Origin of the sequence: Methylobacterium sp. PvP105, from assembly GCF_017876975.1 — a bacterium.
Classification (GTDB): Bacteria; Pseudomonadota; Alphaproteobacteria; order Rhizobiales; family Beijerinckiaceae; genus Methylobacterium; species Methylobacterium radiotolerans.
Genome location: NZ_JAGIPA010000001.1, coordinates 2,994,380 through 3,013,508 on the forward strand (window position 1 = coordinate 2,994,380; position 19,129 = coordinate 3,013,508).

Genomic DNA, 19,129 nt, shown 5'->3' on the forward strand with positions numbered 1-19,129 from the left:
GGGGCGCCCCTGATAGCAGGGTCCGCGCCGGCGCGCGCCTGTCGAACCGCCCCGCCGCGCGGCGTCGGCGCCGAGGCCCGGTCGGAGCCTGTCAGGCGAACAGCGCGAGCCGCTGTTCCGGCGTCAGCGCGTCGATCTCGGCGAAGCTCAGGGCCGGCTCCTCCGGCGGCATCGCCGGCTCGGGAGCGGCCGCGACGGTCTCGCCCCAGGTGAGGTCGGCCACGTCCCGCGCGATGTCCTGCGCGACATCCTCCTCGACATCCTCCTCGACATCCTCCTCGACGTCCGTCTCGAACGCCTCCTCGATCGCGGTGGCGGCCTCCGGCGCGTCCGCGGCGGACGGATCGGCGACGGGAAGGGGGGCGACGTCCGGAGCCGACTCCGGCTCCGGGGCAGCCTCGAGATCGACCGCCCAGTCGGCTACCAGATCGGCCTCCAAGCCGGCTTGCAAGTCGGCCGCGGGTGCGGCCTCCGGCCCGTCCCCCGCCGCGGCGGCGAGGTCCGGTCCCGGGGCGAATGCCAGCGCGGCCGCTCCCGTCGGCTCGGACACGGCGTCCGGCTCGGCCTCCGCCGCCGGCTCCAGCGCGGCCGGCACTTCGGCCGCGACCTCTGTCTCCGGCTCGATCTCCGGCGCCCGGGCCTCCGCCTGGACCGGCAGGAACACCAGGTCCTCGTGCAGCGCCGGGCTGCCGGGGCGGGCCACCAGGGCCGCCACGGTGACGGCCGGCACGTCCATGGCGATGTAGCGGTCGATGTCGCTCTGGTTCAGATCGGCCGGCTCGCCGTCCGGCCGCGCGCCCCGGTGGGGCGGCACCCGCACCGCGTCCTCGCCCCAGATGGCGATCATCGCGGAGACCCGGTCCTCCAGGTAGCGCAGGGTGTAGACGATCCGGGCGGTGCGCTGCGCGGTCAGGTCCTGGAAGGAGCAGGCCGTGTAGATCGCGGTCGCGTGGCGGTCGAGGGCGTCGCAGGCCTGCGCGTCGGCCCCGCGCTCGCGCAGGGTCCAGGCCGCCTCCTGGATCGACTCGGCGGCGCTGAGGATGTCGGAGGTCGCCTGCTCGGTCTCGCGCACGATGGCGTCGAGGGCGAGGGACGCCTGCGTCAGCCGGGTCTCGTCGCCGTTCGGGGCGTTGAGCGCCGCGATCTCGCCCTTGGTCCGGCTGATCGCGTCGGCCATGTCGAGGAGGTTGCCGCGCAGGTGCCCGAAGGCCTCCTGCCCGCGGTCGGCGGTGACGCTCCGCTCCAGCCGCGCGATCGCCCCGAGCAGCACCTCGGTCTCGGCACCCCGGTTGCGCCGGGCATACTCGGCGAGGAACCAGCGGCCGCGCTCGCTGGCGCTGATCGTCGCCTCGATCGCCTCGTACTCGGCCGACGCGTGCGCGCTCGGGTTGACGGAACCGAACATGGGTCTCTCTGGACGCTCGATGCGGGCGCGGCGGCGGCCCGCCCCGGTGCGCACCGATACCCGGGAATTTGACAGAGGCCCTTTAACGGGCGCTTACGGACGCCCTCCCGGTTCCGCCTCCGCCCCCTCCCCGCTCGTCGAGACCCGCCTTGCCCCGCCCGTCCGGCCCGGCGCGCCTGTCGCTGCTCTACGCCGTGGTGTTCACCGAGATCGGCATCGCGATGCCGTTCATGCCCCTGTGGCTCGACGCCCTGGGGCTGGATGCCCGGGTGATCGGCGTCCTCCTCGCCCTGCCGATCGCCACGCGGATCGCCGCCACGGCGCCGCTGATGAGCCTCCTCGACCGCGGCCTCGGCCCCCGGCGGCTGATCCTGCTCGGCAGCCTCGCCCTGAGCCTGACCTACGCGCTGATGCCCGCCGCGGCCGGGATCGCGTGGCCGCTGCTGGCCGGGCTGATCGTGCTCAACGCGGTCGCCGGCGCGCCGCTCGTGCCCTGCATCGACTACCTGACGCTCGCCGCCGTGCGCCGGGATGCCCGCCTCGCCTACTCGCGGATCCGGATGGCGGGCTCCATCGCGTTCCTGCTGGCGAACCTCGCGGGCGGCGTGCTGCTGACGGCGCTCGGCGGCCGGCTCGCCGTGCCGCTGCTCCTGACCGGCCTCGCCCTCGGCGCGGCGCTGGTGGCGTGGCGCAGCCGCGCGGTGGCGGCCCTGCCGCCGTCGGCGGAGGGCGACGGCCGGAAGCGGCTGCCGCCCAGGCTCTGGCTGTGCATCGGCGCGGCGGCCGCGATCCAGGCGAGCCACGGGGCGATCTACGGGTTCGGCAGCATCTACTGGACCGGCCAGGGCATCCCGCCCGCCTGGGTCGGCGCGCTCTGGGCGATCGGCGTGCTGGCCGAGATCGCCCTGTTCGCCGGCCTGCCCGCCCTGCCCGCCGCCTGGCGCAGCCCGGTGCGGCTCCTCGGCGCCGGGGCCGTAGCGGCGATCCTCCGGGCGATCGGCATGTACTTCCTCGGCGACCATCTCGCGGCGCTGGTGCCGCTCCAGTGCCTCCACGGCCTGACCTTCGGGGCGACGCAGCTCGGCGCCATGGCGGCGGTCTCGGCCTACGCCCCCGACGGCGCGCGGGGCCGGGCGCAGGGCACCCTCAGCGCGGTCAATGCCGGGATCTCGGTGGTCGCGACCCTGGTGAGCGGCGTCGCCTACCGGGCCGGCGGCCCCCTCGCCTTCCTGCTGATGGCGCCGCTCGCCGCCGCGGGACTGGGCCTCGCCCTGGCCTCCCGCCGCGCGCTGGGGGTGCGGTTGGAGACGGATCGTCAACCGTAATGTCGTCATAACCGCCGGGCAGGGTGGTGCCTCGATCGAGGAGTAAGGGTGTTGCTGAGCGAGGGCAGTGTTCCCGGCGCCTTGGCCGGCGCCGCGCTGCGGGACCGGTCGGCCGACGGCCGCCTGGCGCTCGACGGCCGCTGGACCGCCGACCAGGCCCCGACCGTCGAGGCCGCGGCCGCGCGCATCGCGGCGGCCGGCCGGACCGGGCCGGTGGCGGTCGACCTGTCGAGGATCGAGCGCCTCGACACCCTGGGCGCCTGGGTCCTGGAGCGGACCCGCGCCGAGATCGAGCAGGCGGGCAGCGCCCTCACCTATCTCGGCGCCCGCCCGGAGCACCGCATTCTGCTGGGCGAGGTCCGGCTGCGCGAGCCGGACGCGCCGCCGCCGCGGCGGCACGGCCCGGTCGTCGGCCTGCTCGACGCCACCGGCCGCCGCACCGTGCAGGGCGGCCACGAGTTCGTCACCGCCCTCGCCTTCCTGGGCGAATTGATCGCCGCCTGCGGGCGCGTCGCCCTGCGGCCCGGCACGTTCCGCGGCAACGCCCTGATCAACCAGATCCAGCAGGTGGCGCTCAACGGCACGCCGATCATCGTGCTGATCTCGTTCCTCGTCGGCGGCATCGTCGCCCAGCAGGGCATCTTCCAGCTCCAGCGCTTCGGCGCCCAGACCTTCGTGGTCAACCTGATCGGCCTCCTGATCCTGCGCGAGATGGGCGTGCTGCTCACCTCGATCATGGTCGCGGGCCGCTCCGGCTCGGCGATCACCGCCGAGATCGGCTCCATGCGCATGCGCGAGGAGGTCGACGCGCTCCGGGTCATGGGCCTCGACCCCGTCGAGATCCTGATCGTGCCCCGGGTGCTCGCGCTGATGATCGGCCTGCCGATGCTGACGCTGATCGGCGACCTCGCGGCGCTCGCCGGCGGCGGCCTCACCGCGATGCTCTACGGCGGCCTGACCCTCGACCAGTTCCTGGTCCGGCTCCAGGCGGCGGTGGGCGTGCACCACGTCATGGTCGGCCTGATCAAGGCGCCGTTCATGGCGCTGACCATCGGGGTGATCGCCACGATCGAGGGCTTCGCGGTCGAGGGCTCCGCGGAATCGCTCGGCCGTCACGTCACCGCGTCGGTGGTGAAGTCCATCTTCATGGTCATCGTCCTCGACGGCCTGTTCGCGGTGTTCTTCGCCGCGATCGACTTCTGAGGCCGCCGCGATGGATGCCCCGATGACCGCCTCGCCGAATGGCCCCGCGCCGATCATCCGCGTGCGCGACCTCGTGGTCGGCTTCCGCGACCGCAACATCCTGAAAGGCCTGAGCCTCGACATCCGCGCCGGCGAGATCCTGGGCTTCGTCGGGCCCTCGGGCCAGGGCAAATCGGTGCTGACCCGGACGATCCTGGGTCTCAACCCCAAGCGGGCCGGCACGATCGAGGTGTTCGGCCGGGACGTCGACGCGTTGACCTACGCCGAGCGGCGCCGGATGGAGCAGCGCTGGGGCGTGCTGTTCCAGCAGGGCGCCCTGTTCTCGGCGCTGACCGTCAAGCAGAACATCCAGGTGCCGATGCGCGAGCACCTGAACCTGTCCGAGCGCCTGCTCGACGAGTTCGCCCGGCTCAAGATCGAGATGGTCGGCCTGAAGCCCGACGCCGCCGACAAGCTGCCCTCGGAACTGTCGGGCGGCATGATCAAGCGCGCGGCCCTGGCCCGCTCCCTGGCGCTCGATCCCGAGATCCTGTTCCTGGACGAGCCGACCTCGGGCCTCGACCCGATCGGCGCGGGCGAGTTCGACGACCTCGTCTCGACCCTCAAGGAGACGCTGGGGCTGACCGTGTTCATGGTCACCCACGACCTCGACAGCCTCTACACCGCCTGCGACCGCATCGCGGCGCTCGGCGACGGCCAGATCATCGCCGCCGGCACGATCGACGAGATGCTGGCGAGCGACCATCCCTGGCTGCGCTCGTACTTCCACGGCAAGCGCGCCCGGACCATCGCCACGGGCGGCGCCTCGGCCCATGCCTGATCCGATCCCTGATCCGATGCCTGATCCGATGCCCGGTCGCCGCCCCACCCAGATCCCGCCCTGCTCCCGTCCGGGAGCCGGGGCTCCAGGCCCGGCCGGATCTCCGCCGGCCAGAACCGCAGGTTGAGCGCATGGAAACTCGCGCGAACTACGCCCTGATCGGGGCCTTCACGATCGCCGTCATCCTGGCGGGCTTCGGCACCGTGCTGTGGCTCTCCGGCGGCTCGTCGCGGCAGGTCAGCCAGCTCGTCCGCATCGTCTTCTCCGGCTCAGTCGGGGGCTTGTCGCGCGGCTCGAGCGTGAACTTCAACGGCATCAAGGTCGGCGAGGTCACCGATATCCGCCTCGCCCCGCAGGATCCCCGCCGGGTGCTCGCCACGATCAAGGTCGATCCCGCGACCCCGCTCCGGGCCGACACCCGCGCCCGGCTCGACTCGGCGATGCTCACCGGCGTCTCGGTGATCTCCCTGTCGGGCGGCAACGCCGACGCGCCGGTGCTGACCCCGATGGCCAACGGCGAGCCGCCGACGATCTTCGCCGATTCCTCCGACATGCAGGACATGATGGCGCTGGCCCGCCAGGTGGCGCAGCGGGCCGACGACATGCTGGCCCGCCTCGACCGGCTCGTCTCCGCCAACGAGGGGGCGATCAACCGGTCGCTCGCCAATGTCGAGACCTTCTCGAAGACGCTGGCCGATGCCGGCCCGAACATCTCCGCGCTGGTCAAGGCCGTGGACGGGGCCAAGCTCGGCCGGGTGATCGACAACGCCGACCGCTTCTCGGCCGCCCTGTCCAAGGCCAGCCCCGACATCGAGGCCGGCCTGCACGACGCCCGGCTGCTCGCCGGCAAGCTCAGCGCCTCGGCCGACAAGATCGACGCCGTGCTCAACGGGGCCGAGAGCTTCCTGGGCTCGGCCTCCGGCCAGGAGGGCTCCAGCACCTTCGCGGAGATCCGCGCGGCGGCGATCTCGGTGCGCGACGCCGGCAAGGCGTTCCGGACCATGTCGGAGAACCTCGACAAGCGCACCGCCAGCATCTCGGCCAATTTCGGCCGGCTGAGCGGCACCGGCCGCCGGGAGGTGGAGGCCCTGTCGGGGGACGGGCAGCGGACGCTGAGCACCCTCAACCGCACGGTGCGCAGCCTGGAGCGCGACCCGAGCCAGGTGATCTTCGGCGGCAAGCCTTCGTTGCCTGAATACAACGGTGGCCGGTGAAATGCCGCGTCGCCGGGCGGATGTGTCCCGGCGCACGGCACGGATGCCGCGGCGGATTAGTTTTAACCGCATAGCTTATACAGCTCCGCCGTTCGCCGGCGGGGTCCCTCAGGTCATGCGTATGGTCCGCTCGTCCCACATCGCCGCCGCCGCGCTGCTCGCCGCCTTCCTGGGCGGCTGCGGCGGCGCGGCGCCCCTCACCTTCGACCTCGCGGCGCTGCCGGCCGCGGGGCGGCCGATCGCGGCCGGCCGCTCGATCGTGGTCTCGGAGCCGGTGAGCATCCAGCCCTTCGAGGCCGACCGGATCATCGTCCGCGAGAACGGCGGCGCCCTGTCCTTCCTGGGCGGCGGCCAGTGGGCCGACCGGCTGCCGCGCCTGATCCAGACGCGGCTCATCCAGAGCCTGGAGAATTCCGGGCGGCTCCGCTCCGTGAGCCGGCCCGGCGACAAGGTCGTGGCCGATTACCAGCTGATCAGCGAGATCCGCGCCTTCGACGTGCAGTCCGGGACCGGCGAGGCCGTGGTCGACCTGTCGCTGAAGCTCGTGGCCGACGGCACCGGCAAGGTGGCGGCGGCGCGGATCTTCACGGCCCGCGTCCCGGTGTCCAAGATCGATGCCGGCAGCGGCGCCCGCGCCCTCGATCAGGCGCTGACCGTCGTGCTGGCCGACGTGGTGCGCTGGGTGAACAGCGGGCGCTGACCCCTCCGCGGCCGGCCCGCGCCGACGCCCCCGCCGGGGCGGGGCGCTCGCGACGGAACGTCTTCCGAATGCCAGCCGTGCGGATCCGCTCCACGGCCCGACAGGCGCCACGAGTGATGGGACGGGCCCGACGGTCCATCGTGGGCGCGCGGGATTTCCCGCCGATCAATCCGTGTCCCGCGGCGGCGTGCGTGGACGGGGCGCGGTTGCGGTTCGCAGCAATCGCGGTCATACGGCTGCCGCGATGCAGACTCTGTTCTCAACCGAAGGTGTATCGGAGAAGGATAGGTTTCGCCTGTGGCGAGACGTCTGCGAAGATCGCCTGGTTCCGATGGCGCAGGACCGTCTCAACGACGATCCGTTTCACGCGACGATCGAGGGAGCCAGTATCGGCGGCCTGGTCTTCACGAAATTCGCGCTGCGCAACCTGCGGGCGGCCACGACGCCGCGCACGCTTCGCCATGAGAACCACAAGACTGACCACCTGTTCATGAGCATCGTGCTCTCGGGACAGGTCCGCGCGGATCAGTACGATCGGTCGAGCACGGATCGGGTCGGCGACTTCTCGATCCGGGATACGAATACACCCTGGACGATCGAGCACGGCGGCTACAGCGAGGTGCTGGCCATCGGGATCCCGCGGGAGCGGCTGGAGGGGGCTCTGGGCTCCGCACGCCTGTTCGCCGGCGTGACTGTCGGCGGCGATCTGCCGACCGCGACCCTGACCCGGTCGTTCCTGGGCAACCTGCTCAGCCTGGGCGACCGGCTGACGCCCCAGGTGGCCGAGAGCATGGTCTCCACGGGGCTCGACCTCATCGTCGCCAGCCTCGCGGAGCGGCTCGCGCGGGAGGCGCAGCAGCCCGTCCAGGACAGCGTCGTGGTGCAGCGCGCCCGGGCCTATCTCGAGGCCCATCTCCACGATCCGACCCTGGACCCGCCCCGGCTCGCGGCCGCGGCCGGCGTGTCCCTGCGCCGGCTGCAGGCGCTGTTCCGCGCGCAGGACCGGCACATCGCCGACTGGATCTGGCACCGCAGGCTCGAGGCGGCCGCCAAGCGCTTGGCCGATCCGGGCTGCCTCCACATGCCGCTGGGGACCCTGGCGTATGGCTGCGGCTTCCTCAGCCAGTCCCACTTCTCCCGCCGCTTCAAGGAGCGCTACAGTCTGAGCCCCCGCGACTACCGCATGCGCGCCCTCGCGCCGGGCGCCGCCGCCAGTCCGGAGCGCTGACCGGGGGCTTGACCGGGGGCTCGGCCGGGCCGCCTCACTCCATCACGGCGGCCTTCATGATCACCACCATGGTGGCCCGGGCCGGGCCGTCCGTGCAGCGCACGAGGTGGGGCCGGTCGCAGCGGTAGCGCAGGGTCTCGCCGGCCCGCGCCCGCTGCACGACGCCGCCGATCTCGACCTCGAACGCGCCCTCGGTGACCGAGAGGGATTCCACCGAGCCGCGCTGGTGCGGGTCCGAGTCGAGGACGCCGCCCGGATCGGCCGTGACCTCGTACCATTGCAGCCACTCGATCGTCTTGAGCCAGCCGATGATCGCCAGCCGCACCTTCCCGTCCTCGGAGACGAGGATCGGCGTGTCGGCCCGGGAGGTCTTCTCGATGAACGGCTCCTCGTCGCCGGCCGCCAGCACCCGCTCGATCGACACGTCGAGGGCCTGGGACAGGCGCCAGATCGTCGCCAGCGTCGGGTTGGTCTCGTTGCGCTCGATCTGGCTGATGATCGACTTGGCCACGCCGGACTGCTCGGCGAGTTCCGAGAGCGAGAGGTTGTAGGCCTTGCGCAGCCGCTGGATGGTCTTGCCGAGCTGGCCGGAGAGCGCCTGCGCCCCGGTCAGCAGGTCGCGCCCGCGCGCCCGGTCGGGCCGTTCCGCCTGATCCTGCATCGTCCCCGATCCGCCTGCACCGTTCCGTTATCCGAACGATCGTGCGCTTCTTCAAACGCAATCGACGCCCTGTTGCAAGGCGGCGCCCGGCGCGCGCAGCGGCGTGCGCACCGGAAAGCGCCGGCCCAGGACCGGCCCAGGACCGGCCTAGGACCAGACGGCGTGGAAGTGGTGGACCGGCCCGTGCCCCGTTCCGACCGCGAGGCTGTCCGCCGCCGCGAGGGCGGCCGTGAGGTAGGCCTTGGCCTCCGCCACCGCCTCCGGCAGCGCCAGGCCCTGGGCGAGGCCCGCCGCGACCGCGGCCGAGAGCGTGCAGCCGGTGCCGTGGGTGTTGCGCGTCGCGATCCGCGGCGCCGACAGGGTCCGCAGGGCGCCGTCCGCCGTCACGAGGTGGTCGATGCTCTCCCGCCCCGTGCCGTGGCCGCCCTTGATCAGCACCGCCCTGGCGCCGAGGGCGACCAGCCGGCGCGCCTGGGCCACGATCGCCGCCGCGTCCGCGGCGACGGGCTCGCCGAGGAGCACCGCCGCCTCCGGCAGGTTGGGGGTGATCAGGTCGGCCCGGGGCAGCAGCCGCTCGCGCAGCGTCGCCACGGCGGCGTCGGTGATCAGCCGGTCGCCGCTGGTGGCGACCATCACCGGATCGAGGACCACCGGGATCGCTCCGGCGCGCCGCGCCAGGCCTTCGGCGACCGCCGCGATCACCGCGGTCTGCGACAGCATGCCGATCTTCACGGCCTTCACGGCGAGGTCGGCGAACACGCTGTCGATCTGCCGGGCGACGAAATCCGCCGGCACGTCGTGGATGCCCTGGACGCCGATCGTGTTCTGCGCGGTCAGGGCCGTGATCACGCTGGCGCCGTAGACGCCCAGCGCCGAGAAGGTCTTGAGGTCCGCCTGGATGCCGGCACCGCCGCCGGAATCCGAGCCCGCGATCGTGACCGCGATGGGCGCCGGGCCGCTCATCGGGCGCCGGCCCGCTCCGCCAGGGCGCCGTCGATCCGCGCGCGCAGGTCGTGGGCGCGCTGGCGCACCGAGTCGGCGCCGAACAGGGCGGTGATGACCGCGACGCCGTCCGCCCCCGCGGCGACGACCGCGGCGGCGTTGTCGAGGCCGATCCCCGCGATGGCGCCGAGCGGCAGGCCGGCCCCACGGGCGAGGCGGGCGCGGAAGGCGATGCTGGCGAAGCCGTCGAGGCCCACCGGCGGGTCGGGGTTGTCCTTGCTGGTGGTGGCGAACACGCCGCCGATGCAGGCGTAGTCGACGGGCAGCCGGTACAGCTCGTCGGCCTGGGCGGGCTTCTTCAGGGTGAGGCCGATGATCGCGCCCTCCCCCAGGAGCCGGCGCGCGTCGGCCGGGTGGAGGTCGCTCTGGCCGAGATGCACCCCGTCGGCTCCGGCCGCCAGGGCGAGGTCGACGCGGTCGTTGACGAGGACCGGGACGCGGCCGCCCACCGCCGCCAGGATCGCCCGGATCCGCGCCAGGGCGGCGCGGGCATCGGCGATGTCCTTCTCGCGGTACTGGAGCAGGGTGCAGCCTCCCGCCACCGCCTCCGCGCCGAGTTCCGCCAGCCGCGCCCCGTCGGCGCCGCAGACGCCGACATCGAGGAGCCCGTAGAGGCGCAGGTCGACGGCCCGGCTGCCGGCCGCGGAGGACGTCGCGGGGGAATTCGCAGGGGAATTCGCGGGGGAAGTCGCGCTCGCTGGCATCGCTGTCGTCGCTCGATCCGCCTCGGCCGGCCCCGTGCCGGCCCGCCCCGGCCCCTGTTTGGGCAGGCCTCGCCGCGTTGGCAAGCGGCCGTCGGCGCGCGGTGCGTCGACGGGGCCCCCCGCTCCGTCATACGGCGGCGTTGACGCGCGGCGATCCTGCCCCCCTATAGGCGGGATCCGCTACGGCGCATCCCGGGGGACGGACGGTCGAGGAACGATGACGGGTGCCGCGACGCAGACGGACGCGCGCGGGGGGCAGGCCCCGCCGGAGCGCTCCTCCGTAGGCCTCGTCGCGGTGATCGTCGCCGCGACCAAGGGGGAGCCGCGCGCCCTGACGATCCGGGTCCCGGACCAGGCGCCCGGCCGCGGCGACGGCCTGCCGGCCGGTCCCCTCGTCCCCGAGCACGCCACGCTGGAGCGCGGCCTGCGCGCCTGGGTGGAGCGGCAGACGCACCAGCGCCTCGGCTACGTGGAGCAGCTCTACACCTTCGGCGACCGCGACCGCTCCGGCACGGCGACCCTGTCGGGGGTGCACTCGCTCTCGGTGGCCTATCTGGCGCTCGTCCGCGAGGAGCGGCCGGCGGGGCTCGCCGAGGCCGCGTGGCAGAACTGGTACCGCTACCTGCCCTACGAGGATTTCCGGCAGGGGCGCCCGCGCCAGCTCGACGCCATCGAGGCGCGGCTCGCCGAATGGGCGTCCGAGCCCGAGGATTGCGCCGCGCGGACCCGCCGCCTGGACCGCCTCGGCCTGACCTTCGGCATGAACGGCGGCACGTGGAACGAGGAGCGCGTCCTGGAGCGCTACGAGCTGCTGTTCGAGGCCGGGCTGATCCCGGAGGCGAAGGGCAATCCGGGCCCGGCCCTGCCGAACGACCCGACCGGCGTCCCCATGGCCTTCGACCACCGGCGGGTGCTCGCCACCGCGATCGGCCGGCTGCGGGGCAAGATCAAGTACCGCCCGGTGGTGTTCGAGCTGATGCCGCCGGAGTTCACCCTGCTGCAGCTGCAGAAGACCGTGGAGGCCCTGTCGGGGACGCAGCTGCACAAGCAGAATTTCCGGCGCCTCGTGGCCCAGCAGGGGCTGGTGGAGGAGACCGAGAGCGTCACCAGCGGCGCCGCCGGCCGGCCGGCGCGGCTGGTGCGCTTCCGCCGGGAGGTGCTGCTGGAGCGCCCGGCCCCGGGCCTGCGGCTGCCGTCGCGGCGCGCGGGGTGACGGCGGCGATCCGTCCCGCCGCGCGAGGGTGCCGAGCCCGCCGGCGTCGAGCGCGTCGCCCGCCAGGGCCGCCGCGACCGTCGCGGTCACGGGCTCGGTCAGGGAGGCGATCCGGATGACCGTGTCGGGGTCGACCGGCTCCCGTCCCGGCCGCGATCAGGCCGAGGGCGAGGCACGCGCGGACGCGGCGCCGGCGCGATCGGGTACGCCGCATGGGTCGTCGATCCCGCCTGAGAGAGCCCGCACGACGAGAGTGGCCTCGTCGGGCGGCCGAGATCACTCACGCCGGCCCGATGGCCACGGATGAGGACTGTTCGGGGACCGGGCCGGCCGGGCTACCGGAACGGGTCGGCGCCGGGTGCCGGCTTCACGCCGTGGAGCATCCGGTACAGCGTCCATTCCTCGACGATCTTCCGGCCCGGAAGGGCGCAGAGCCCGATCGTGCCGCCGTCGGGCAGCTTCGCGAGGATCGACTGCCCGCCCATCGTCGCGCAGAAGGCCGAGGCCGGATTCTCCAGCGCCCGCGCCGCTCCCGGTCCGGCGACCGCGGCGCAGACCGCGAGCGCCCGGACAGGCCACGCGGCGGCAGCGCTCCACGGCCCGATCACGCGCCTCATGGGCCGCCCTGCCCTACCCGTAGGTGTGGTCGTCGGCCGGGAACCGCCCGGCCCGGACCTCGTCGGCGTAGGCCTTCACGGCGTCCTCGATGTGGGTCCGCAGGCTCCCGAACTGGCGCACGAATTTCGGCGTGCGCTCGGACAGCCCGAGCATGTCCTCCAGAACCAGGATCTGCCCGTCGCAGACCGCCGAGGCGCCGATGCCGATCGTGGCGGCGGTGACCCGGGGCGAGGACGCGATCGCCCGCGCCACCGGCTCGACGATGCCCTCGAGCACGATCGCGAAGGCGCCGGCCTCCGAGATGGCGCGGGCATCCTCCAGGAGTCGGCGCTCGTCGTCCGGCCCCCGGCCCTGCACCTTGAAGCCGCCCATCGTGTTCACCGCCTGCGGGGTGAGGCCGATATGGCCCATCACCGGAACGCCGCGCTGGACGAGGAACGCCACCGTCTCGGCGAAATGGGCGCCGCCCTCCATCTTGATCGCGCCGGCGCCGGTCTCCTTCAGGACCCGGGAGGCGTTCAGGAAGGCCTGCTCCCGGCTCGCCTCGTAGGAGCCGAACGGCATGTCGACCACGACCAGCGCCTTCTCGGTGCCGCGGATCACCGCCTGGGCCTGGAGGATCATCATCTCCAGGGTCACGGGGATCGTCGATTCCATCCCGTGCATGACCATGCCGAGGGAATCGCCCACGAGGATGAAGTCGCAATAGGGATCGACGATGCCGGCCGTGTGGGCGTGGTAGGCGGTGAGCGCGATGATCTTGCGCCCCTCGGCCTTGCGCTTGCCGATATCGATCGCCCGGAGCCGTCGGGACTGCACGACCTGCGACATGGTTCAGACCTCATTCCGGCCACCCAGGACGAGGCGCGGGTCCCCTCTCCCGCCCGGGAGCGGGCGCGCCCGCTCCGTGAGCCTCGTTCCGGGCCTCTCTTACATGGCCCGGCGCCGCGGGTCAGCGCCCCGCCTGCGGCTCGGCACCCGCCTTCCAGTCCGGATCGACCGTCAGGTTCGCGGTCTCGTGCTGCTCCTGCCAGCCCTCGACCCCCTGCGGGAACCAGCGCACGCCGGTATAGCCCTTCAGCACCAGCCGCTTGGCGGCGTTCCAGCTGCCCCAGCACTCGACGTGGCAGAACACCACGACGGGCTTGGCCTTGTCGCCCCCGGTCAGGGCCGCGACGCGGGCGTAGAACAGCGCCTCGCGCGCCGGCGCCAGGGGCTCGGCGCCGGCCTCCGGCATCCAGACGGCGCCGGGGATCGACGGATGCACCGGCAGCCAGAGGCGGCCCTCCGGGAAGTTCGACGGCTTGCGGTCCGGCGCCGCCACGTCGAGCAGCACCGGCTTGTCGGGCCCGGCCATCAGGGCGGCGACGGCGTCGGCGTCGACCACCGCGGCGCCCTTGAGGGTCGGCGGCGTGTAGCCCTTCGGGGGACCGGCGTAGAGGCCCTCCGGCTCGGGCACGTTCACCGGGGAATCGGCCGGGGCCGCGGCGAGGCAGAGGAGCGCGGCGCAGGCCGCCGCGGCCCGGCCGGTCAGGAGGAGGCGCCGCATGGTCAGTTCGTCGGGCTCGGCGGGGTGAAGCTGTGCTGCCACTGGCCGCCCTGGTTGTCGGAGGCCGCCACCTGGATCGGCTTGCCGTCCGGCTTGAACGCGAAGTTGATCACCGGGTTCGACGCGATCGAGATGTCGCCCGTCATGGTGAAGACCGTCCGGTCGCCCGCCGAGACGGTCAGCTTGTCGATGTAGCGCGCCGGCGTGTAGTCGCGGGTCACCTGGTTCATCTGCATGCCGGAGAAGTTCGGGTGGCGGATCATCAGCGTCGCCTCGACGGGCTTGCCGGCCGCCGTCTCGGCGAACTTCATGCGCATGTCGCCCATGCCCTTCATGGCCTCCTCGTCGCTCATGCCCATCGGGGCCGAGCAGCCGCCGGAGGCCTTCACGAACTGCTTGGCCTCGTAGAGCTTGCCGTCCGTCGTCTCCACCACGGCGTGCATGTCGGTGTAGTTGTTGACCCGCACGCGCAGCTTCAGCTCCGCCGGGTCGGCGGCCGGCCCGAACTCGAACTTGGCCGCGTAGGGCGCCGGGTTGTCGTCGATGATCAGCGAGACCGCCTTGATCTGCCCGTCGTTGGGCATGGTCAGGGTGATCGGCACCAGGGCGGCGTCGAGCGCCCGGGCGGGCGCCTCGATCTTCACGAGGCTGTCGGTCGGGGCGATCTGGCGGTCGCCGAAGATCGACTTGGCGATCTCCTGCCAGCGGGCCGCCCGCTCCTGGTCGGTGTCGGAGGCGCCGGCCGCCCGCGCGGCGCCGGCGAGCGGTCCGGACAGGGCCGTGGTCGCCAGGACGAGGCCGAGGGCGAGGGTGGAGAAGGTCTGTCCGATCCTGTGCGTCATGGCGTGCCTCCCGATTGGCTTGGATATGGGGATCCCGAAACCTATTCCCACTCGAGTTCCTGGTAGGCCACGGTGACGTTGCGGCCGTTGTAGGTGTCGAACAGGGCCCACCTGTCGCGCTGGTCCGCCGCGACGCGGGTCACCGCCTTCTCGATGGGGACGTCCTTGGCGATCGCCGCCCGGGTGCCGTCGCGCAGGGCGGTCAGGTAGCCGGAGAGGTCGGCGAGCGCCGGGGCGAGGTCGACCGCGACGGGGCCGTGGCCCGGCACGGCCCGGGCGGGACCCATGGCCTTCAGGCGCTCGATCTCCCGCAGCCAGCCCTTGAGGCTGCCGTCGAGGGACGGGATCCGGTTCACGAACAGCAGGTCGGCGGGGAACAGCAGGCCGCTGCCGGAATCGATCATCGACAGGTCCGAGGTGGTGTGCGCCGGGCCGTGGGCCGTGAAGGTCAGGCGCCGGTCGCCGAGGTCGATCTCGGCCGTGTCGGCGACGCTCATCGTCGGGTAGACCACCGGACCGGTCCGGTCCTCGCCGAGCAGATCGATCAGCCGCTTGCGGTAGAACTCGCCCCGGGCCGCCAGCGCCTCGGTGAGCTTGGCGTGGCCGATGAAGACCGGCTTGTCCTGGACGAAGGCCCCCGCCCCGAAGACGTGGTCCGGGTGGACGTGGGTCAGCACCACGTGGGTGATCGGCTTGTCCGTGCGCTTGGCGATCTCGGCGCGCAGCCACTGGCCGTCGGCGAGGCTGCCGCCGGACTCGGTCACCACCACGCCGGTCCTGCCGACGAGGAAGCCGATATTGGCGATGGCGTCGGCATTCTCGGGCGTGGCGTCGGCGATCAGGCCCTTGCGCACGTACAGGCCCGGCCCGACCTCCTCCATCGTGAAGCTCTCGGCGGCGCGGCCCAGCGTCGGCAGGCAGCACAGGCAGAGCCCCGCGAAGAGGGCGTGCCGTCGCGTCGGCCCGGCGGCCAGCGTCCTCGGATGGACGGCTCGTGCCGTCATGCCGAAACCTCCCGATCTTGATTGTCTACCATTAAGTAGGTAGATTCGTCGACCGTCAAGGGGCCGCCGTGTGCCGGTCGCCGGGGCGCGTGCACGTTCGCGTGACTCCGTGCGATGATGCGGGTGGGTTTGGAGCGACGATCGCCGCGATGAGGGATACCCGCGCCGAGCTGCTGATGCAGGCCGAGACCCTGGTGCGGGGCCGCGGCTTCGCCGGCTTCAGCTACGCCGACCTCGCGGCGGCGGTGGGGATCCGCAAGGCGAGCATCCACCACCACTTCCCCACCAAGGTCGATCTCGGGGGCGCCCTGGTGGCGGCCTACGCGGCGCGCTACGCCGCGGCCCTGGAGGCGATCCACCGGGACGTGCCGGACGGGCCGGGGCGGATCGAGGCCTACGGGCGGCTCTATCTCGGCGGCGTCGAGCAGGGGCTCGGCTGCCTCTGCGCGGCGCTGGCCATCGAGGGCGAGGCCCTGCCCGAGCGCCTGCGCCGGGACATCGCGGCCTTCTTCGCGGACCACCTCGCGTGGCTGGAGACGGTCCTGCGCGCGGGCCAGGCGGACGGGAGCGTCCGCGGCGGCGCGGATCCGGCGGCGCTCGCCCGCTACGTCGTCGCCACCCTGGAGGGGGCGCTCCTGATGGAGCGCCTGTTCGCGAGCCCCGACGCCTTCCGGGGGACGCTGGCGGTGCTGGTCGACGGCCTCAGGCCGCAGTGAACCGGGCGTAGCCGTCCGCCCGCAGGCGGCAGGCCGGGCAGGTCCCGCAGCCGTAGCCCCAGGGATGCCGCTGCCCGCGCTCGCCGAGGTAGCAGGTGTGGCTCTCCTCGACGATCAGGTCGACCAGCGCCCGCCCGCCGAGGCTCTCGGCCAGTTCCCAGGTCTGCGCCTTGTCGAGCCACATCAGCGGCGTGTGCAGCACGAAGCGCCGCTCCATGCCGAGGTTCAGCGCCACCTGCAGGGCCTTGATCGTGTCGTCGCGGCAATCCGGGTAGCCGGAATAGTCGGTCTCGCACATGCCGCCGACGACGTGCCGGAGCCCCCGCCGGTAGGCGAGCGCCGCCGCGAAGGTCAGGAACACGAGGTTGCGGCCGGGCACGAAGGTGTTGGGCAGGCCCGACGCCTCGTAGCCGATCGCGGCCTCCCGGGTCAGCGCCGTCTCGGAGACCTGCCCGAGGGCGTCGAGGGCGAGCGTGTGGTCGTCCCCGAGGCGGGCCGCCCAGGCGGGGTCGAGGGCGGTCGTGCCCGCCCGCAGGGCCGCGCGGCGGTCGAGCTCGACCCGGTGGCGCTGGCCGTAGTCGAAGCCGAGGGTCTCGACATGGTCGAACCGGTCCAGCGCCCAGGCCAGGCAGGTGGCCGAATCCTGGCCCCCGGAGAACAGCACCAGCGCGGCGCGGTCGCCGGGCCCGACAGGGTCATTCGCCATCGTACTCCGCCCAGGACATCGGGGTCTCGGCGACACGCACCAGGGCAAGCCCCGGCAGGTCCGGCCGCAGGCGATGCCAGATCCAGGCCGCGATGTTCTCGGCGGTCGGGTTCTCCAGCCCCTCGATCTCGTTGAGGCAGTGGTGGTCGAGTCGGGCGAGGAGCGGCCCGAAGATCGATTCGATGTCGTAGAAGTCGATCACCCAGCCGGTCCGGGGATCGACCGGGCCGGCGACCGTCAGCTCGACCCGGTAGGAATGCCCGTGCATCCGGTGGCAGCGATGGGTCTCGGGCACGTTCGGCAGCCGGTGGGCCGCCTCGAAGGTGAAGGCTTGGGTGATCTTCATGGGAGGGTTCGCGGATGTGGCCGATCTCGCACCCGCCATAGCGCCGACGGGCGGTCCCGCGCAAAGACGGGCTGCCCTGCGTTCGGCCGCGGCCGGGGATCAGGCCCCGGCGGTCTCCTCCGACCAGCGCGCGTACCACGCCTTGAACAGGCGCAGCTGCGTCTCCGCGTAGTGGCGCTGACCGGCGCTCAGCGCGTCGGTGGCGTTGAAGTGGAGCGCGTATTCCGGGTTCCCCTCCAGCACCATCAGGTGCTTGTAGTAGAGGACGAGATCCGTCCCCTCGTCGAAGCTCGACAGGATCGCCAGGGCGGCGTCGAGTTCCTCGGCCCGGCGCCGGGCCGGGACGTCGCCCGCGGCGGCCTTCTCGCACAGGGCGACGAGGTGGAGCACCTCCCGCGGCAGGACGTTGCCGATGCCCGTGATGGCGCCCCGGGCGCCGCAATGGACGTAGCCGTGCACCACCTGGGTATCCACGCCGACCATCAGGGTGATGTCGGGCGACTGGCCGGTGATGTGCTCGGCCGCGTAGGTGAGCGAGGCCGCGCCGCCGAACTCCTTGAAGCCGACGAGGTGCGGGTGGCGGGCGCGCAGGCGGAAGAACAGGTCCGCCCGGGTCTCGAACCCGTAGTAGGGGCTGTTGTAGATCACCGACGGCAGGTCGACGGCGGCCTCCAGGATGCCGCCGAAATGCGCCTCCTGGGCCGCGGCCGAGCTGCCGCGCGACAGGACGCGCGGGATGATCATCAGGCCGTGGGCGCCGGCCGCCTTGGCGTGCGCCGCGAGCGCCGCGGCCCGCTTCGGGTTCTGCGCGCCGGTCCCGACGATCACCGGGACGCCGGCGGCGAGCAGCCGCTCGACGCCCGCCATCCGTTCCTCGTCGGTGAGCAGCGGCCAGTCGCCCATCGAGCCGCAGTAGACGACCGCCGACATGCCGGCATCGACGAGTTCCCGCCCCTTGCGCGCCAGGGCGTCGAGGTCGGGCGTCCGGTCCGGCCGGCAGGGCGTCATCAGGGCCGGGATCGTGCCGGAGAAGATGTGTCGATCGAAGGCCATCGCCGGCTCGCCTGCTGGGAGGTGGGATCGTCCCGGCCGGCCTTGCGGGCCTCGCGGGGCGGCACGCCTCTCCATGGCAGCGCCGCGCGAGTCTGGCAAGGATTTTATACAATCCCTGTCTCGTGGGCCGGGCCGGGCGCGGCCCCGAGGAACGCCATCAGCGCGGCGGCGACGTGGTCGATATGGTCGGTCAGGAGGGCGCGCGCGGCCGAGACGTGGCCGTTCCGGCACAGCCGGACGATCTCGCGGTGCTCGCGGTCGGCCCGCTCCAGCTCGGCGCCGTCGGTGGAGAGCTGGAGGCGGGTGTAGCGGTCGCACTCGGCCAGCAGGGAGCCGACCAGCCCGAGGGCGCGGGGACGCTCCGCCCGGCTGTAGAGGAGGAGGTGCAGCTCGGTGTTGAGGGCGCCCCAGCGCGCCGTCGCGCCCGCCCGCAGGGCCGCGGCGTACTCCTCCAGCAGGGCGTCGGCCCGGGCGAAGTCGTCGGCGGTCAGGCGGGGCGCCGAGAGGGCCAGGAGGCGCGGCTCGAGGGCGCCCCGGAGTTCGAGGGCCTCGGCGGCGTCCGCCGGCGAGAGGGGCGCCACCATGGCGCCGCGATGGGGCAGGATCCGGACGAGGCCCTCGGCCTCGAGCTGGAACAGGGCCTCGCGCACCGGGATCCGGCTGGCCCCGAACTCCGCCGCGAGTCCGTCCTGGCGGAGCTGCGAGCCCGCCGGGTAGCGGCCGTCGAGGATGCGCCGCCGGATCTCGGTCCCGATCGAACCCGCGATGGTCCGGTTCTTCATCGTCTCGCTCCCGGTCGGCTCCCGGTGCTCCGCAGGAC

The 19,129-nt window shown here is 73.2% G+C and carries 21 protein-coding genes; 8 read left to right on the top strand and 13 right to left on the bottom strand.

Annotated elements, in window-relative coordinates:
* Positions 1-91: 91 nt before the first annotated feature.
* Positions 92-1,405, bottom strand: a complete 1,314-nt coding sequence (locus J3A75_RS14185; protein ID WP_070999381.1) for a hypothetical protein — start codon at positions 1,403-1,405, stop codon at positions 92-94.
* A 149-nt stretch (positions 1,406-1,554) separates the two neighbouring features.
* Between J3A75_RS14185 and J3A75_RS14190 the strand changes: the two genes are divergently transcribed.
* The 6 genes from J3A75_RS14190 to J3A75_RS14215 all read left to right on the top strand — a co-directional run bounded on the left by J3A75_RS14190 (position 1,555) and on the right by J3A75_RS14215 (position 7,895).
* On the top strand, positions 1,555-2,730 hold the full coding sequence (locus tag J3A75_RS14190; protein WP_070999383.1) for an MFS transporter: 1,176 nt from the start codon (positions 1,555-1,557) through the stop codon (positions 2,728-2,730).
* Positions 2,731-2,778: 48 nt separating this feature from the next.
* Positions 2,779-3,933: an ABC transporter permease gene (locus tag J3A75_RS14195; protein ID WP_070999385.1), complete on the top strand. Its 1,155-nt coding sequence runs from the start codon at positions 2,779-2,781 to the stop codon at positions 3,931-3,933.
* 10 nt (positions 3,934-3,943) lie between these two features.
* Complete coding sequence (locus J3A75_RS14200; protein ID WP_012318932.1) at positions 3,944-4,753, top strand: ABC transporter ATP-binding protein; 810 nt, start codon at positions 3,944-3,946, stop codon at positions 4,751-4,753.
* 131 nt (positions 4,754-4,884) lie between these two features.
* Positions 4,885-5,967, top strand: coding sequence for an MlaD family protein (locus J3A75_RS14205; protein ID WP_012318933.1), 1,083 nt, complete (start codon positions 4,885-4,887; stop codon positions 5,965-5,967).
* A 121-nt stretch (positions 5,968-6,088) separates the two neighbouring features.
* Entirely contained in the window at positions 6,089-6,667 is a 579-nt protein-coding gene (locus J3A75_RS14210; RefSeq protein WP_012318934.1) for an ABC-type transport auxiliary lipoprotein family protein, read from the top strand.
* Between the two features lie 244 nt (positions 6,668-6,911).
* The gene (locus J3A75_RS14215) at positions 6,912-7,895 is read left to right on the top strand and encodes a helix-turn-helix domain-containing protein (RefSeq protein ID WP_070999387.1); all 984 of its coding nucleotides are present in this window, start codon (positions 6,912-6,914) and stop codon (positions 7,893-7,895) included.
* A gap of 34 nt (positions 7,896-7,929) precedes the next feature.
* Here the strand turns inward: J3A75_RS14215 and J3A75_RS14220 are convergent, their stop codons facing one another.
* From J3A75_RS14220 to thiE, 3 genes are all read right to left on the bottom strand, one after another.
* A complete protein-coding gene (locus tag J3A75_RS14220; protein ID WP_012318936.1) occupies positions 7,930-8,556 on the bottom strand; it encodes a helix-turn-helix domain-containing protein in 627 nt (208 codons plus the stop codon).
* 147 nt (positions 8,557-8,703) lie between these two features.
* Complete coding sequence (gene thiD / locus J3A75_RS14225; RefSeq protein WP_012318937.1) at positions 8,704-9,519, bottom strand: bifunctional hydroxymethylpyrimidine kinase/phosphomethylpyrimidine kinase; 816 nt, start codon at positions 9,517-9,519, stop codon at positions 8,704-8,706.
* Positions 9,516-10,262, bottom strand: a complete 747-nt coding sequence (gene thiE / locus J3A75_RS14230) for a thiamine phosphate synthase (protein WP_029361399.1) — start codon at positions 10,260-10,262, stop codon at positions 9,516-9,518. The genes thiD and thiE overlap by 4 nt, the downstream gene beginning before the upstream one ends.
* 217 nt (positions 10,263-10,479) lie before the next feature.
* On the opposite strand from thiE, the gene J3A75_RS14235 reads away from it, so the two are divergent.
* Positions 10,480-11,475 (top strand): NUDIX hydrolase, encoded by a 996-nt coding sequence (locus J3A75_RS14235; protein WP_012318939.1) that lies wholly within the window; start codon positions 10,480-10,482, stop codon positions 11,473-11,475.
* Between the two features lie 335 nt (positions 11,476-11,810).
* Here the strand turns inward: J3A75_RS14235 and J3A75_RS14240 are convergent, their stop codons facing one another.
* The 5 genes from J3A75_RS14240 to J3A75_RS14260 all read right to left on the bottom strand — a co-directional run bounded on the left by J3A75_RS14240 (position 11,811) and on the right by J3A75_RS14260 (position 15,488).
* On the bottom strand, positions 11,811-12,092 hold the full coding sequence (locus J3A75_RS14240) for a DUF333 domain-containing protein (RefSeq protein ID WP_083374342.1): 282 nt from the start codon (positions 12,090-12,092) through the stop codon (positions 11,811-11,813).
* A 13-nt stretch (positions 12,093-12,105) separates the two neighbouring features.
* The gene (panB, locus tag J3A75_RS14245; protein WP_012318941.1) at positions 12,106-12,924 is read right to left on the bottom strand and encodes a 3-methyl-2-oxobutanoate hydroxymethyltransferase; all 819 of its coding nucleotides are present in this window, start codon (positions 12,922-12,924) and stop codon (positions 12,106-12,108) included.
* A gap of 121 nt (positions 12,925-13,045) precedes the next feature.
* Positions 13,046-13,642 carry a rhodanese-like domain-containing protein gene (locus J3A75_RS14250; protein WP_012318942.1) on the bottom strand — a complete coding sequence of 199 codons (597 nt, stop codon included), beginning with the start codon at positions 13,640-13,642 and terminating at the stop codon, positions 13,046-13,048.
* A 2-nt stretch (positions 13,643-13,644) separates the two neighbouring features.
* On the bottom strand, positions 13,645-14,484 hold the full coding sequence (locus tag J3A75_RS14255; RefSeq protein WP_070999389.1) for a quinoprotein dehydrogenase-associated SoxYZ-like carrier: 840 nt from the start codon (positions 14,482-14,484) through the stop codon (positions 13,645-13,647).
* A 41-nt stretch (positions 14,485-14,525) separates the two neighbouring features.
* The gene (locus J3A75_RS14260) at positions 14,526-15,488 is read right to left on the bottom strand and encodes a quinoprotein relay system zinc metallohydrolase 2 (RefSeq protein WP_012318944.1); all 963 of its coding nucleotides are present in this window, start codon (positions 15,486-15,488) and stop codon (positions 14,526-14,528) included.
* A 149-nt stretch (positions 15,489-15,637) separates the two neighbouring features.
* Here J3A75_RS14260 and J3A75_RS14265 point away from each other — a divergent pair, with 149 nt between their 5' ends.
* Positions 15,638-16,204 (top strand): TetR/AcrR family transcriptional regulator, encoded by a 567-nt coding sequence (locus J3A75_RS14265; RefSeq protein ID WP_070999391.1) that lies wholly within the window; start codon positions 15,638-15,640, stop codon positions 16,202-16,204.
* Here J3A75_RS14265 and queC read toward each other — a convergent pair.
* The 4 genes from queC to J3A75_RS14285 all read right to left on the bottom strand — a co-directional run bounded on the left by queC (position 16,191) and on the right by J3A75_RS14285 (position 19,091).
* Positions 16,191-16,910 carry a 7-cyano-7-deazaguanine synthase QueC gene (queC, locus tag J3A75_RS14270; protein ID WP_012318946.1) on the bottom strand — a complete coding sequence of 240 codons (720 nt, stop codon included), beginning with the start codon at positions 16,908-16,910 and terminating at the stop codon, positions 16,191-16,193. The two genes, J3A75_RS14265 and queC, sit on opposite strands and share 14 nt — an antisense overlap.
* The gene (gene queD / locus J3A75_RS14275) at positions 16,900-17,256 is read right to left on the bottom strand and encodes a 6-carboxytetrahydropterin synthase QueD (protein WP_012318947.1); all 357 of its coding nucleotides are present in this window, start codon (positions 17,254-17,256) and stop codon (positions 16,900-16,902) included. The genes queC and queD overlap by 11 nt, the downstream gene beginning before the upstream one ends.
* Before the next feature lie 99 nt (positions 17,257-17,355).
* Positions 17,356-18,309 carry a dihydrodipicolinate synthase family protein gene (locus tag J3A75_RS14280; protein ID WP_029361237.1) on the bottom strand — a complete coding sequence of 318 codons (954 nt, stop codon included), beginning with the start codon at positions 18,307-18,309 and terminating at the stop codon, positions 17,356-17,358.
* Between the two features lie 104 nt (positions 18,310-18,413).
* Positions 18,414-19,091, bottom strand: a complete 678-nt coding sequence (locus tag J3A75_RS14285; protein WP_029361236.1) for a GntR family transcriptional regulator — start codon at positions 19,089-19,091, stop codon at positions 18,414-18,416.
* Positions 19,092-19,129: the final 38 nt, after the last annotated feature.

Excerpts from the sequence above, each read along its gene's own strand:
- J3A75_RS14205 (WP_012318933.1), top strand. The coding sequence starts at position 4,885 with ATGGAAACTCGCGCGAACTACGCCCTGATCGGGGCCTTCACGATCGCC.
- J3A75_RS14255 (WP_070999389.1), bottom strand. The coding sequence starts at position 14,484 with ATGACGCACAGGATCGGACAGACCTTCTCCACCCTCGCCCTCGGCCTC.
- thiD (WP_012318937.1), bottom strand. The coding sequence starts at position 9,519 with ATGAGCGGCCCGGCGCCCATCGCGGTCACGATCGCGGGCTCGGATTCC.
- J3A75_RS14220 (WP_012318936.1), bottom strand. The coding sequence starts at position 8,556 with ATGCAGGATCAGGCGGAACGGCCCGACCGGGCGCGCGGGCGCGACCTG.
- J3A75_RS14260 (WP_012318944.1), bottom strand. The coding sequence starts at position 15,488 with ATGACGGCACGAGCCGTCCATCCGAGGACGCTGGCCGCCGGGCCGACG.
- J3A75_RS14285 (WP_029361236.1), bottom strand. The coding sequence starts at position 19,091 with ATGAAGAACCGGACCATCGCGGGTTCGATCGGGACCGAGATCCGGCGG.
- J3A75_RS14215 (WP_070999387.1), top strand. The coding sequence starts at position 6,912 with ATGCAGACTCTGTTCTCAACCGAAGGTGTATCGGAGAAGGATAGGTTT.
- panB (WP_012318941.1), bottom strand. The coding sequence starts at position 12,924 with ATGTCGCAGGTCGTGCAGTCCCGACGGCTCCGGGCGATCGATATCGGC.
- J3A75_RS14210 (WP_012318934.1), top strand. The coding sequence starts at position 6,089 with ATGGTCCGCTCGTCCCACATCGCCGCCGCCGCGCTGCTCGCCGCCTTC.
- J3A75_RS14235 (WP_012318939.1), top strand. The coding sequence starts at position 10,480 with ATGACGGGTGCCGCGACGCAGACGGACGCGCGCGGGGGGCAGGCCCCG.
- J3A75_RS14280 (WP_029361237.1), bottom strand. The coding sequence starts at position 18,309 with ATGGCCTTCGATCGACACATCTTCTCCGGCACGATCCCGGCCCTGATG.
- J3A75_RS14185 (WP_070999381.1), bottom strand. The coding sequence starts at position 1,405 with ATGTTCGGTTCCGTCAACCCGAGCGCGCACGCGTCGGCCGAGTACGAG.
- J3A75_RS14250 (WP_012318942.1), bottom strand. The coding sequence starts at position 13,642 with ATGCGGCGCCTCCTCCTGACCGGCCGGGCCGCGGCGGCCTGCGCCGCG.
- J3A75_RS14200 (WP_012318932.1), top strand. The coding sequence starts at position 3,944 with ATGGATGCCCCGATGACCGCCTCGCCGAATGGCCCCGCGCCGATCATC.
- J3A75_RS14240 (WP_083374342.1), bottom strand. The coding sequence starts at position 12,092 with ATGAGGCGCGTGATCGGGCCGTGGAGCGCTGCCGCCGCGTGGCCTGTC.
- J3A75_RS14265 (WP_070999391.1), top strand. The coding sequence starts at position 15,638 with ATGAGGGATACCCGCGCCGAGCTGCTGATGCAGGCCGAGACCCTGGTG.
- queD (WP_012318947.1), bottom strand. The coding sequence starts at position 17,256 with ATGAAGATCACCCAAGCCTTCACCTTCGAGGCGGCCCACCGGCTGCCG.
- thiE (WP_029361399.1), bottom strand. The coding sequence starts at position 10,262 with ATGCCAGCGAGCGCGACTTCCCCCGCGAATTCCCCTGCGAATTCCCCC.
- queC (WP_012318946.1), bottom strand. The coding sequence starts at position 16,910 with ATGGCGAATGACCCTGTCGGGCCCGGCGACCGCGCCGCGCTGGTGCTG.